The following is a 13,874-nucleotide window of genomic DNA, read 5'->3' on the forward strand; positions in this document are numbered from 1 at the left end:
CCGGCCCGAAGAAAGCGCCGGGCATGCCCGGCCCTGGGGAGCTACGTTTTATCTGCTTAAGCGTGGGACTGACCGGACAGCAGATCCAGCACCTCCTGAACGTCAGTGGTGCTGGCCAGTCTGGCGATGATGCTTTCGTCATCCAGCGCGTTGGTCAGGCTGGTGATCACCTGAATATGCTCATTGTTGCGTGCGGCGATCCCTATCACCAGACGGGCAATGTCATCGTCATCGTCACCAAAACGAACGCCCTGTGGGTACTGGCAGAACACGATACCGGTTTTCAGCACGCGATCTTTTGCCTCGATGGTGCCGTGTGGCACGGCGATGGATTCGCCCAGATAGGTTGATGTCAGTTTCTCTCGCGCCAGCATCGCCTGTACATAGTCAGGTTCGACGTAACCACCGCGAACCAGCTGTTCACCGGCAAAACGGATAGCCTGCTCTTTATCCGCCGCGTGGTTGCCAAGGAAGATATTGCTGGCGGTCAGCCTGAAGAGGTGATCCTGACTGCTGTCATCGCTGTCACTGAGCGCGGCAGACACCTTTTCCCGGTGACCTGCAGAGCGTTTAGCCTCCACCAGACGGGACGTCAGATCGGTGTAAAGGGCGCTGTCGAGGAAGTTGGTTAGCGAAATATGTTGAGCATGGGGTGCCTGTCGCATGGCTCGCTCGGTCAGGTCACGGTGGGTGAGCACCAGATCCACATCGCCCGGCAGGTTATTAATAGCGGTGTTAGTCACGGAAATATCGCTCAAACCGGCGTCGTTAACTTTCTTACGCAACACGCCTGCGCCCATGGCACTTGACCCCATACCGGCATCACAGGCAACGATGATTTTATGTACGTGGCTCAGGTCGCTGTTCATTCCGTGTGCTGATGCGGTTTGTCCTTTGGACTTGGCTTTCATCTCGTCAACACGGCGGGTGGCCGCTTCAATATCGTCATCCTCTTTGGCTTTGCTGGTTTTCAGCAGGAGCGCCGAGGCAACGAAGGAGACGGCAAAAGCGGCGAAAATCGCCGCAATATTGGCGAAGTAAGCGCCTTTTGGCGTCATTGCCAGAACGGCCAGCACGGATCCCGGAGAAGCCGGTGATACCAGACCACCGTTTAGTAAGGTCAGGGTGAACACACCGGTCATGCCGCCAAGAATAACGGCGATGATCAGACGTGGATTCATCAACACATAGGGGAAGTAGATCTCATGAATACCGCCGAGAAAGTGGATGATAGCCGCGCCGCCTGCGGATTGTTTGGCATTGCCACGACCAAAAAACATATAAGCCATCAGCACGCCCATTCCCGGACCGGGGTTGGCTTCGATCAGGAAGAAGATGGACTTGCCTGCTTCGCTGGCCTGCTGGATCCCCAGTGGCGAGAAAATACCGTGATTAATCGCATTGTTAAGGAACAGAATTTTCGCCGGTTCCACAAAGACGGAGGTCAGCGGCAGCAGGTTGTTTTGCACCATCAGGTTTACGCCTGCGGCGAGAATATGCGACAGACCTTCCACCAGTGGGCCGATAGCGAGGAAGGCAAGGATCGCCAACAGCATGCCAATGATACCGGCAGAGAAATTGTTCACCAGCATTTCAAAGCCGCTTTTGATTTTACCGTCAACCTTACGGTCAAAGGTTTTGATCGCCCAGCCACCAAGAGGACCAGCAATCATTGAGCCAAGAAACATCGGCATATCCGCCCCAACAATCACCCCCATGGCGGTGATTGCGCCGACGACGCCACCACGATCGCCACCGACCAGGCGACCACCGGTATAGCCAATCAGCAGCGGCAGCAGATAGGTGATCATCGGGGCGACCAGTTTGGCCATGGTGGCGTTTGGCAACCAGCCGGTAGGAATAAACAGCGCGGTAATGATACCCCAGGCGATAAACGCCCCAATATTCGGCATCACCATATTGCTCAGAAAGCGACCAAAATTCTGTACCTTGATCCTGATATCTGATGAGGACATAAAAGACACCCCTTATTAGTACGCGCTGACCAATAAGAGAGCGCGTTGATTTTTGTCTGGAACGTTACGGCGAAAACTACCGCCAATATCACTGTATGCAGGGGGACTCTAACACGCGAATTTTTCCCTGCGTAGTTGGCAGATAAAGTGGGATTCAGATCACTATATGGTAGGTCGGGACAGGGGGTTTTTAGTGATTTTCATCACATTTATATGTAATAAATATAATATTGTTGATTAATAAACAAACAGAAAAAGGATTTAGTGTGATTTACATCACAATATTTTCTGTTGGCTTTGTTATAAATATGCGATATTCGTCACAAATTATCTTCAACTGCCGGTTCTGTTGGCCATTACCAGAGACGATCGCACCGTTACGGTCTGTTAATTATCGCTATGCCCGCTTTAAAAGTTGATCAATGGTAGGGCTGAAACCCTGGGCGTCTGTCAGTTTATTGATCCCTGACGCTGATGATCTCGCCATTTTCTTTTAAATGGTATGTCCCGTCATATACAGTAAATATGATCCCCCTGTTTTTACTGTTGTTGACCGAGAAAACCGGATCTTTTTCAATGCAGTTTTTCTTTGTTTTCATATCATCAAAGCAGAGTCGGTCATATTTTCCCTCTTCTTTATAGCCTTCGCCAAATTTCCAAAAGATCATAGTGAAACTCTCATTACTGTCTGCCTGAGGAATTCTATATTTTTCTTTTAAGATATCTTTATTATTTAGCCACCAATTTATTTTACCCCTGTCAGTAAGAGGGAAATTATTAACCAGTATTGATGAAGTATCAAATTGCTGATGGATTGCTACAATCTCAACCGGGCGCATTAGAGACCAAAGTAAGTAACTGAAAGTAAAGCCACCGATCATAAATAATGTCGTAAGGATTTTTTTATTTTTCATTACGTTCTCCGGTGATTTCAACGGTGGCTTGCATATTGGTCATAAAAGGTCTGAAAGCCAACTGATTGTATCGTTGCAGAACAAACCAGATACGAAAAAAACGGAACTGATTAAATTTTAAGTTTAAAATATTATCACTATCCAGACCGAAATGATCCTGAACCTTGTAATGAATCAGCGCGTGATAGCGGTCATTATTAATCTGTATTTTTTTAATGGTAACTTGTGTTGCCCAGGTATCATGAACGGTTATACCCATTCCGTTAAAATTATCCTGAAAGCGATTAAACTTAGGTAGTTTGCTATACAGAATAGCATCAATTAATTTTTGCTTATTTTTTACCAGAAAAAGTTTATTATCCCAGTCAATATTTGTCTTTATAGCTTTTTTCAACCTTAGTAAGAAGCTGCTATCTCTCATGTCATTTAAAATATGTTCCTTCAACGCCGCATCCAGAGACATGCTGGTGAAGGGCGTGCCCTTATTGTTCTGCATATGAGTGATCATCTGTTTGATCAGATGTCTGTAAGGACCATAAACAGAAAATGCCTGTGAAAGATGACGGAACTCATCAAACAACATCCTGGCACATTCCCGGCGAGTGATCTTCGTGCCTTCGCCGCGTGAGCCATAAAAGCGAGAGTGTGGCTGGGTGAAAGGGGTGATTTTGGTAAGTGTATGGGTTAACTCTGGTAGAGATATCCGGCAGATGATAGTGCGTTTTTAGCTGGTGCTCATTTAAATCACCGCAGCGCATATCTTCAGCGCCGTAGTCGTCTGTCCTTTTTTGCGTGCTGAATATCGTGCAGGGAAAGAGGAGTCCGTCCATAGTGGTACCTTCCTTGTTTTTTCATCCGTGGTGGTCATACCTTACGCGTGGTGTATTCGTTAAGCCAGCTTCAACACCGACCAGGCGTACCATCGTCCACAGTGATTAACCGTTGGTAGCGTGGGAACTGGCGGCCGTGAAAGGGGCGGGACCGGATTGCTCCGGCCCTGCCGGATTACTGGAATCCCGCCTGAAGCGTGCTCTGCGCCTGGTTCAGTACCTGAGCATTAGCCGACAGGGTGCTCATCAGCGCGTTGTACTGGTCGGCCTGCTGTTGGCTGGGGAACTGGATAGTCTGACCGTTAAATGTCACCTGCGTTCCCTGCTGTTGCAGGAAATCACCGGTTTGGACAGCCGCCTGACTCAACGTCTGCAAGGCAGGCAGCAGAGGTTGCAGTGAGTTGGCGGGTTGGGTCACCACTCTGTTGAACACGTTGTCATAGACCGTTTTCAGATCTTCCGGCTGTTTCAGCGCTGCTTTGCTGCTGTCGGCCTGCGTTTTCGCCGTCTGGATCTGCTGAGTCAGTACGCCCAGTGAGCCGCTTGTCTGGCGCAGTGAATCACGGTGGGTCAGGTAATCCTGGGGGGTGCGAATGGCGTTTAATTCGTCCATCACGGGCTTTATGCCCGAATCCACCGCACGGTTCACCTGCTGTGAAAAATCATAGATGATGGCGTAGTCCTTGACGTAATTGCCAAAATTCTGCTTCTGGCTTTCACTCAGGCTGGGGAGATGTTCACCGCTTCGCATCACGGTATTTTGCAGAAAATCGATAAACGCTTTGCGTTGATCGGCGTCTTTGTTGTCACAGCCGGTTAGCTGAAAAACCAAAAACAGTGCGAGAACCGGCACGAAAAAACGTGTCCAGACGCGCGAAATGCCTGTCGTCATCGGAAGTAACTCCTGTAATGGAAAAGCGTGCGAGCAATATGGGCGGTCAGTGCCGCGCCTGAAAGAATAGTCCAACTCTCAATGCGAGGATACGGGAATCGATGCAAGAGGCGTGAAGAATTTTATTCATGCCATCGAATGCCGCCCATCGGATATTTTATCTCTCTGGCTGATACATCCGTTGTGTCGGTGGCGGGAATGCTTCCCGCCGTTAAGCAGGTCCGGCCGCAAAAGGTATGGCTTTTAATAAGATAAGCGCTGGCCCGAAAGCAAGGTTGAAAAATAGTCAAAAAATATGACGCAAATCACTTGTTTTGATCTAATACTTAAGTTCCTGGCGTACCCCCCTGCACTGCCTCTTCCGCGAGCTCTCAGGCTGAAGTTCGTCAGTATTACGAGCCTGAGTCTCAGGTTCATACCTCTGGCTTTTCACATTTCGTGACTTTATGAGGAGTGCTATATGGAACATACAGATCCAATGGGTGAGTTGCTGTCCAGCCTTGAACATATTGTGTTAGCAAGAGAAGTTATCCAGGCGACGCCTGCATTAAAAGCAGAAGTGTCGATCGCCGAGCCAAAGCGCATCCGTGAAATTACCGGTATGGATATTGATGAATTCGCCAGGGCCTGTGGCGTCAGCGCCTCTTCGGTGAAAAGTTGGGAAGCCATGCGCAGCAAACCTTCGCGCAGTGCGCAGAAGCTATTACAGCTGATCCAATCGAATCCTTGCCTTAGCCGTGAATTGCTGGGATGTTAACGGCCAGTGCCGCTTTTTGAGTAAGCCGCCCACACCGGGTAATTTTATCTGTTAGTCTGTCCGGGTATGGCTGGTTGCCACGCCCGGCTAATTCAGCCTTATTAAGACCGATCCGTTGGCGCATTTGTTCCTTCTTCTCGCTGCCGTTGTCGCTGATAGCCTGCTATCGTCTCCACAGTTCCCACAGTTCCCACAGTTCCCACAGTTCCCACAGTTCCCACAGTTCCCACAGTTCCCACAGTTCCCACAGTTCTCGCCATGATGGCCTCTCCTGGTGGTCGTTCAAAATGGTCCGTAAGCTGCTGCATTAAATGACAGAACTGAAATCGATGGGACGACGAATTTTGATGGTTATCCGATGACGGTTTATAGCGAAGGTGCTATCACGTGGTTGGATTTGAGCGTAAAAAAACGGGTGGATAAGCATCCACCCGTTAAACCAGGGTCCGCGTGAGAGCAGATATTTTGCTTACTGTAACAGTGAGATATCCGCTACCTGCAAGAACAGTTCACGCAGCTTTGCCAGCAGCGTCAGACGATTGATCCGTATTTCGCGCTCCTCTGCATTCACCATCACTTTCTCAAAGAAGTTATCCACGGCGGTACGCAACTGCGCCAGTTCGATCAGCGCATCCTGATAGCGGCCTTCCGCAAACCAGGGGGCTAACTTACTGCTTAATGCCGACACGTAAGTCGCCAGCTGGATCTCTTCATTCTCCTTCAGCAGTGAAGCCTGCACGCTCTCATTCAGCGGTTCACTGGATTTGGCAAGGATGTTGGAGACACGTTTGTTTGCCGCCGCCAGCGTGGTTGACGCGTCGAGCGTGCGGAAGTGCGAAACCGCTTTCATGCGAGCGTCGAAATCTGCCGGACGGGTAGGGCGGCGCGCCAGAACCGCCTGGATGGTGTCCACACTGTGACCCTCTTCCTGATACCAGGTGCGAAAACGGCCCAGCATAAAGTCAATGACGTCATCGACAACCCCGGTATTGCTCAGCTTACTGCCATAGAGGTGCACCGCTTCTTCGGTCAGCGTTTGCAGATCCAGTGACAGATTTTTTTCAACAATAATGCGTAGCACGCCCAGCGCGGCGCGGCGCAGCGCGAACGGATCTTTATCGCCTTTCGGATGCTGGCCAATACCGAAGATCCCTGCCAGGGTGTCCATCTTGTCCGCAATCGCCAGCGCACAGGCGACCGGATTGGAAGGCAGATCGTCACCGGCAAAACGTGGCTGGTACTGCTCGTTCAGGGCGACGGCAACGTCTTCTGCTTCACCGTCGTGACGCGCATAGTGCATTCCCATCACGCCCTGGGTATCGGTGAATTCGAACACCATATTGGTCATCAGGTCGCACTTGGAAAGCAGGCCCGCGCGGGTTGCGTGATTGATGTCGCCACCGATCTGTCCGGCAATCCACCCAGCCAGCGACTGAATGCGATCGGTTTTATCACGCAGCGTCCCCAGTTCTTTCTGGAACAGCACGGTTTCGAGGCGCGGCAGGTTGTCTTCCAGACGCTTTTTGCGGTCGGTATTGAAAAAGAACTCCGCATCTGCCAGACGCGGACGCACCACTTTCTCATTACCGGCGATAATCTGCTGTGGATCTTTTGACTCGATATTGCTGACAAAGATAAAGTTTGGCAGCAGTTTTCCCGTCGTGTCGTAGACAGGAAAGTATTTTTGGTCGCCCTTCATGGTGTAGACCAGCGCTTCGGCGGGCACCGCGAGGAATCTTTCTTCAAACGTGGCCGTCAGCACCACCGGCCATTCCACCAGTGAAGTCACCTCTTCCAGCAGACCATCGCTGAGATCGGCAACGCCACCAATCTGTCGTGCAGCGGCTTCAACACCAGCTTTGATCTGTGCTTTACGTACTTCGTAATCCGCCTGAACTTTGCCGCGCTCCAGCAGGATCTGCGGGTATTGATCGGCATCATTGATGGTGAATTCCGCCTCGCCCATAAAACGGTGACCGCGAAGGGTGCGTGCGGAATCAACACCCAGGATTGTGGCGGGGATGCTTTCGTCACCCAATAGCAGCGTGACGGTATGCACCGGACGAACGAACTGCACATCGGAATCGCCCCAGCGCATCAGTTTCGGGATCGGCAACTTCGCCAGCGCTGTAGCGATCATCTCGGGCAGCAGTTCACGGGCGTTTTCACCTTTCACCTGAGCACGATACAGCAGCCATTCACCTTTGTCGGTACTCAGGCGTTCCGCCTGGTCAACGGTGATACCACAGCCACGCGCCCAGCCTTCGGCGGCTTTAGTCGCCACACCATTGGCATCAAACGCGGCGGCGATGGCCGGGCCACGTTTTTCCACTTCACGATCCGGCTGTGCGGTGCTTAAGTCTGCGACTTTCAGTGCCAGGCGGCGCGGCGCGGCATACCAGCTTATTTCACCGTGACTCAGACCGGAAGCGTCCAGCCCGGCGGTAACGTTAGCAGCAAAGGATTCGGCAAGGTTACGCAACGCTTTTGGCGGCAGCTCTTCGGTGCCGATTTCCACCAGAAAAGTTTTATCAGTCATGGCTGCCTCTTATTTCTTGTTATTGCACATCGGGAAGCCCAGCGCCTCACGGGACGCATAGTAGGCTTCAGCTACGGCTTTGGTCAGGGTGCGAATGCGCAAAATATAGCGCTGACGCTCGGTTACAGAGATGGCTTTACGTGCGTCCAGCAGGTTAAAGGTGTGGCCTGCTTTCAGGATGCGTTCGTAGGCTGGCAGCGGCAATGGTTTCTCCAGGGCCAGCAGGCTTTGCGCCTCTTTCTCGTACTGCTCGAAGCAGGTAAACAGGAAATCGACATCGGCGTATTCGAAATTGTAAGTGGATTGTTCAACTTCGTTCTGGTGGAACACATCGCCATAGGTGGTGGTGCCCAGCGGGCCGTCGCTCCACACCAAATCGTATACGCTGTCCACACCCTGAATATACATCGCCAGGCGCTCCAGACCGTAGGTGATTTCGCCGGTAACGGGTTTACATTCCAGCCCACCAACCTGCTGGAAGTAGGTGAACTGTGTCACTTCCATCCCGTTCAGCCAGACTTCCCACCCCAGACCCCACGCGCCGAGCGTTGGGTTCTCCCAGTTATCTTCCACAAAGCGGATATCATGGACAGTGGGATCCATCCCCAGCGCTTTCAGGGAGCCAAGGTACAGTTCCTGAAGGTTGTCCGGTGATGGCTTGATAATGACCTGAAACTGATAATAGTGCTGAAGGCGGTTCGGGTTCTCGCCGTAGCGGCCGTCCGTTGGGCGGCGTGAAGGTTGCACGTAGGCGGCGGCAATCGGCTCTGGCCCCAGAGCGCGCAGACAGGTCATTGGGTGAGACGTTCCTGCACCCACTTCCATGTCCAGCGGTTGCACAATGGTGCAGCCTTGCTGTGCCCAGTAATCCTGTAGGGTCAGAATCAGTCCCTGAAATGTCTTGGTATCAAACTTTTGCATGTTGAATTCGCACGCTAAGCGGTTTTAAAAGTGGGCGTCAGTATACCCTTTGACCGCCGGATAGTCAGCCTGCCGTCAATGCTAAGTTGGCATCTCTTCCGTCATGGTTATCTTTTCGAATTTCTGTGACCCGATGTTGTTGAATATTTTCCGAAAAGCTACCCTCATAGCTATCGGGATAACGCACTGGAAACGTAATGAAGGATAAGATTGCCTGGATAGATAATTTGCGTGGGGTGGCCTGCCTGATGGTGATTATGATCCATACCACCACCTGGTACGTGACTCGCGGCACGCTGATCGGAGAACACAGCTGGGGTCTGTCGAACCTGCTGAATTCCGCGTCGCGCGTCTGTGTGCCTGTCTTCTTTATGATTTCCGGCTATCTGTTTTTTGGTGAGCGAAGCGCCCAGCGGCGTCATTTTTTGCGCATTATACTCTGTCTGTTGTTTTACAGTGCGGTTGCCCTGGCGTATATCCACTGGCTGACGCCCATTAACGCCGGGCTGTCTTTACGCTATTTGCTGCAAAAGCCGGTGTTCTACCACCTGTGGTTTTTCTTCGCCATCATCATTATTTACCTGCTTTCTCCACTGATTCAGGTCAAACCCGTGGGGGCACGCTATCTGGCCGTGGTGACGCTTTTCCTGGCGGTGCTGGCCAACCCCAACACCGTTGACCAGTCGGTTGGTTCATTTCACTGGCTGCCGCTGAATCTCTGGCTCAGCGGTGACAGTTTCTATTACGTGCTTTATGCGCTGTTTGGTCGGGCCATTGGTATCATGGACACCAACAGACGAAGCCTGAGTTGGCTGGCGGGGGGAGTCTTTATGGCCTGCGTCGTGGTAATCGCCGTGGGCACCCGCAGGCAAATGGCCGTAAACGGTGCATTTGCCGATACATGGTATGTTTATTGTGGCCCAACGGTATTTGTTGCCGCCATCAGCCTGCTGGTTCTGTTTAAAAATATGTTCAATCAGCGCTCTTTACCGGTGTTGGCCACGGTTTCCCGCTATTCGCTGCCCATTTATGGCTTTCATGCGCTGTTTATTCACTTTATACGAACCCACCATCTGGATAACACCACCCGCCCGTGGCTGGATATTCCGCTGGTGTTTACCCTCACCTTGCTGGGAAGTTTGTTACTGGCTGTCGGGCTAAGACGGCTGGATAGCGGCCGTTATGTGAGCTGAGTGTCTGATGATGTTGCCGTGTTTGGCCAGCGCTCCAGCGCACGACGCAGCTGACGGGCAGAGGAAAATCCGGCTGCCAGGGCGGCTTTTTCTGTGCTTTCGCCCTGCTGTAATCCCTGCTGGGCTATCGCCAGCCTGAGCTGTTGATGATACTCCCGGACGCTGATGCCCAGATGCACCCGGAATAAACGCGCCAGATGGCGGGTGCTGACATGTACCCGCGCCGCCAGTTCAGTTAACTGCCAGCCCAGTTCCGGCTGTTCAATCAGCAGATCCTGAGCACGATGGATGGCAGGATGCAGGTGGTCACGGTAGCGTAGCCACGGTGACAGCTGAGGATCTTCGCCAGAGCGACGAAACCAGACCACCATTTCTTTTGCCACATTGAGCGCCATCTGTGCGCCACACAGGCGGTTGATCAGATGCAGGCACAGGTCGATGCCGGTGGTGATCCCGGCACTGGTCCATATTCCACGATCTTCAACAAATATCCGGTTTTCCTTCACTATCGCCGTGGGTTCTGCGGCGCTGAGTCGGGGAAGCACGTCGTGATGGGTGGTGCACTGAATGCCGTGCAGCAGGCCACTTTGCGCGGCCAGTACAGAGCCGGAGCAGATGCACAGTAAGGTTATCTGCCTGGCGTGAATGGCGGGTTGCATTCGCATCAGCCAGTGTCGGGCCAACACGGCCTGCGGCGTGTCAAACCAGATGCTGGAATCAAACACGCCGGGGATCACCAGCAGGCTGCCGTCAGGCAAATTTTCCGGCAGTGGCTCAATACCGCCGATCATCATATCGGTTGAGGTCATCACCTTTTCGTCCGGGCCGATATAGCGCAGTGAAAAGGTATCGCCCGCCAGCTTCAGGGTTTCTGCTGGTCCGGTAAGATCCAGCGTCATTACGCCGGGCAGTGTGACAAACCATACTGGCGTTTTCATCTCAGGCAAGCTCCTTCAGGCATTCGTCAACGTGACGGATTTCGGCAAAGCGATTAATCAGCACACTTTCAGTACGGTGACGCAGGTCGTTGATACTCAGCGTCAGATGATTGTGCGTAATGGGGAACGTCAGGGTTGCTTCGGTGACAAAGGTCACCTTATAGCCCAGATCGGACGCCACCCGTGCCGTGGTTTCACAACACTGTTCGGTGCGCAGTCCACTGATAATCAGGTGTTTTACCTGCTGTTCGCGTAACCACGGCTCCAGACCTGATTCCGTCAGTGCATTATGGACGCGTTTGTAGACCGTTTTTGCTGGCTGATGAGTGAGAAAAGGCAATCGCTGTACCCATCCTGATGCCAGTGAAAACGGCCCCTGGTCTTCCACATGAAACACATCCACCACCGGGATACGGCACCTCTGACAGCCAGCAACCAGTGCGCTTAAACTGCGTTCGAATGCTGGTGTTTCAGCGGCTTGCTGGTAACCACGATGGTAAAAGGATTGCTGTGCGTCAATCACTAAAAGTATCGTTGATGGCATTTACTGGCTCCTGAACGCTGGGGGTAAGGCCATGATGCCAGCGAAACGAAAGCGCGATAAGGTCAAAATGGGACATGCTGTTGTCACTGAGGGACCAGTACACTTCCGAGGTACTGATAATCAGCTGACGCTGGCACAGTGCGATCCGCACAGGCAATAACGCGCTGTCTTAATGGTAGTGATACTTTTCCCTGATACTGGGGCAGGAAATACCTAAATAAGCGATCCTGATATCGCTACACTTTTGCCAGACCATGCTTTCCTCCCGGAAAGGGACAGGCTGTTTTCATAAAGTGGCCTATTTTGCCCTGCAACTGCCACATTGAGCGGCACTGATGATTACGGGTTATGGGTTCATGTAACGCCAGCCACAATCGTTCAATATAATTGACCCACGGCGAATAAACCGACCGTAAATTTCGGATTCGCTTTCAGCCAGCGATGCGTTTCTCCGCTCTTATGGATAATGTAGTTATCCACCATCAGCGTGATGGTTTTTGCCCGTCGGTATGTGGTTTTCAGGTGCTTCAGCAGGCTGATAAACAGTGCTGATCTTTTACAGCTGCTGCCCACATAGCTGACCCGGCCAGTACCGGTATGAAGCGCTCCGGCAAGGTAATGTTTTTCATTCTGTCCGGGCGTTACCACCCGCTTTTGCTGACCACGGCTCTGCCAGTCTGCACCGATTTTGGGGAACAGGTGGATGTCCATCTCGTCCTCATAAAATACCGGATGCTCCGCACAATAATTGGCGAGTGCCACATTGATTGCCGCCATTTTCTTGTCCCGGTGTGGATCCAAATGGCCAGCGGCGCACATGCCCTGGTGAGCGCGAGTTAAGACCTTCCGGCCCGTAAAGTGTGAACCAGTTAATCCATCGCCCGACGGATGAACGTGCGCTGCAGAGCGTCCTGGCGACATCGCTGGGAGTATCAGCATGGCAATCATCCTGCGTGCGTGGTTTTTATCGCGGGTTTTATGAACCGTTTTCTGCATAAGGCGTCGTTCACTGCGGGGTATGGGTGCTATGATCGGCATTGCTCAGTCCGGTTGGTGATTAGTTTTGGTTTGGCGATTGAAAAGATTCGCGCAATCCGGGCTGAGTTCCCTCAATGTGATTTACTATTCGGAACACTTATTTAGTTGGGATATAAAGAACTGAATGCGTCAGGGGAATTATTATGATTAGTGCGATTATATGTGGTCAGTATAAATTAACACTTATTTAATCCTGGGGGGCTTTTAGGTTGCATTGTTATTGTGGTTTTCTTCTGTTTTTTATTTTATCTTTTACGGGCTGTTACTGTTTTTGATGGCGTTTTCTCTGAAATAAAAAAGTGACTTTGTTTTTAAATTTTATATATAAAGGGGGTTATTTTTTAATATTAAGCAGGGATAAAATATGATGACGTTGCAAAATTAATTAGTTCAAAAAGGTCTTTTCGGAAAAATAAAGGGAGTTTTTATGCGGCAATCCATTTCTTTATTACAAATTAATAACATGAGAAAGGCGATTGCGATGGCTGTGTTGGCAGTAATGCTAACCGGATGTGCCACACAGCCAGCAATAATCGAGGAACGTGACGGTTATTTTGCCAGCCATGCTGCCAAAGCAGTGGGTCAGAATGAAAGGGTGCGTTTTCTGGTAATGCACTATACAGCGCTGGATAATGAGCATTCTCTGAACGTACTGACGCAAGAGAACGTCAGTGCGCATTATCTTATCCAGAACGACCCGACATTTAAAAATGGCAAACCTGTGATTCTGCAACTGGTTGATGAAAATAAACGTGCCTGGCATGCTGGCGTCAGCAACTGGAATGGCAGGAGTAATTTCAACGACAGTTCGATTGGTATCGAAATCGTTAATCGTGGCTTTACGGATGATTTGGATGGTCGGCGTACCTGGTATCCTTTCAGTGAAAAACAGATTGCTGCAATTGCCGCGTTGACGAAAGATATCGTTCACCGCTATCAGATCACGCCAGATAATGTGGTCGGACATGCTGATATTGCCCCGCTCAGAAAACAGGACCCCGGTAAACTCTTTCCCTGGGAACGACTGGCAGCAATCGGCGTTGGGGCATGGCCCGATCGGGATGTTGTCGCCCGTTATCTGGCGGATCGTGATGGATACGCGCCCGTGGATGTTAAAAACCTTCAGGCACTACTGAAACAGTATGGCTATGACCAGATTCCGCAAAATGGCATGCTGGATGAGGAAACGCGCAAAAACATCACTGCGTTCCAGATGCACTTCAGGCCGACAGATATCAGCGGCAATGCTGACGCGGAAACTGAAGCTATTGTTTGTGCCCTGATCGAGAAATATCGCTCAACCTGAGCAGCGTGCAAAAAAAGGAGACGAAT

General features: G+C 51.3%; 10 protein-coding genes and 2 pseudogenes. 3 read left to right on the plus strand and 9 right to left on the minus strand.

The genetic code is table 11. The features are described from left to right. Window positions 1-56 precede the first annotated feature (56 nt). The 4 genes and pseudogenes from EB241_RS06575 to EB241_RS06590 form a co-directional block, all read right to left on the minus strand. Window positions 57-1,976 (minus strand): PTS mannitol transporter subunit IICBA, encoded by a 1,920-nt coding sequence (locus EB241_RS06575; RefSeq protein WP_124232411.1) that lies wholly within the window; start codon window positions 1,974-1,976, stop codon window positions 57-59. A gap of 455 nt (window positions 1,977-2,431) precedes the next feature. Further along, complete coding sequence (locus tag EB241_RS06580; RefSeq protein ID WP_124232412.1) at window positions 2,432-2,890, minus strand: DUF943 family protein; 459 nt, start codon at window positions 2,888-2,890, stop codon at window positions 2,432-2,434. Then, window positions 2,880-3,720, minus strand: a pseudogene (locus EB241_RS06585) (YPO3983 family protein). Before EB241_RS06585 ends, EB241_RS06580 begins: the two are co-directional and overlap by 11 nt. A 175-nt stretch (window positions 3,721-3,895) precedes the next feature. Continuing rightward, window positions 3,896-4,612: a DUF3053 domain-containing protein gene (locus EB241_RS06590; RefSeq protein ID WP_124232413.1), complete on the minus strand. Its 717-nt coding sequence runs from the start codon at window positions 4,610-4,612 to the stop codon at window positions 3,896-3,898. A gap of 460 nt (window positions 4,613-5,072) precedes the next feature. Here EB241_RS06590 and EB241_RS06595 point away from each other — a divergent pair, with 460 nt between their 5' ends. After that, on the plus strand, window positions 5,073-5,369 hold the full coding sequence (locus EB241_RS06595) for an HTH-type transcriptional regulator (RefSeq protein ID WP_124232414.1): 297 nt from the start codon (window positions 5,073-5,075) through the stop codon (window positions 5,367-5,369). Between the two features lie 469 nt (window positions 5,370-5,838). Here the strand turns inward: EB241_RS06595 and glyS are convergent, their stop codons facing one another. Next, window positions 5,839-7,908 carry a glycine--tRNA ligase subunit beta gene (gene glyS / locus EB241_RS06605; protein WP_124232416.1) on the minus strand — a complete coding sequence of 690 codons (2,070 nt, stop codon included), beginning with the start codon at window positions 7,906-7,908 and terminating at the stop codon, window positions 5,839-5,841. A 9-nt stretch (window positions 7,909-7,917) separates the two neighbouring features. Then, a complete protein-coding gene (glyQ, locus tag EB241_RS06610) occupies window positions 7,918-8,829 on the minus strand; it encodes a glycine--tRNA ligase subunit alpha (protein WP_124232417.1) in 912 nt (303 codons plus the stop codon). 197 nt (window positions 8,830-9,026) lie between these two features. Between glyQ and EB241_RS06615 the strand changes: the two genes are divergently transcribed. Then, window positions 9,027-10,022 carry an acyltransferase gene (locus EB241_RS06615; protein WP_124232418.1) on the plus strand — a complete coding sequence of 332 codons (996 nt, stop codon included), beginning with the start codon at window positions 9,027-9,029 and terminating at the stop codon, window positions 10,020-10,022. Here EB241_RS06615 and EB241_RS06620 read toward each other — a convergent pair. The 3 genes and pseudogenes from EB241_RS06620 to EB241_RS06630 all read right to left on the minus strand — a co-directional run bounded on the left by EB241_RS06620 (window position 10,010) and on the right by EB241_RS06630 (window position 12,542). Next, window positions 10,010-10,960 (minus strand): GlxA family transcriptional regulator, encoded by a 951-nt coding sequence (locus tag EB241_RS06620; RefSeq protein ID WP_124232419.1) that lies wholly within the window; start codon window positions 10,958-10,960, stop codon window positions 10,010-10,012. The genes EB241_RS06615 and EB241_RS06620 overlap by 13 nt on opposite strands. A gap of 1 nt (window position 10,961) precedes the next feature. Continuing rightward, a complete protein-coding gene (locus tag EB241_RS06625) occupies window positions 10,962-11,504 on the minus strand; it encodes an isochorismatase family protein (protein WP_124232420.1) in 543 nt (180 codons plus the stop codon). 236 nt (window positions 11,505-11,740) lie between these two features. Continuing rightward, window positions 11,741-12,542 (minus strand): annotated as a pseudogene (locus EB241_RS06630) (IS630 family transposase). A 463-nt stretch (window positions 12,543-13,005) separates the two neighbouring features. Here EB241_RS06630 and EB241_RS06635 point away from each other — a divergent pair. Beyond that, the gene (locus EB241_RS06635) at window positions 13,006-13,848 is read left to right on the plus strand and encodes an N-acetylmuramoyl-L-alanine amidase (protein ID WP_199737328.1); all 843 of its coding nucleotides are present in this window, start codon (window positions 13,006-13,008) and stop codon (window positions 13,846-13,848) included. Window positions 13,849-13,874: the final 26 nt, after the last annotated feature.

Source organism: Erwinia psidii (assembly GCF_003846135.1).
GTDB lineage: Bacteria > Pseudomonadota > Gammaproteobacteria > Enterobacterales > Enterobacteriaceae > Erwinia > Erwinia psidii.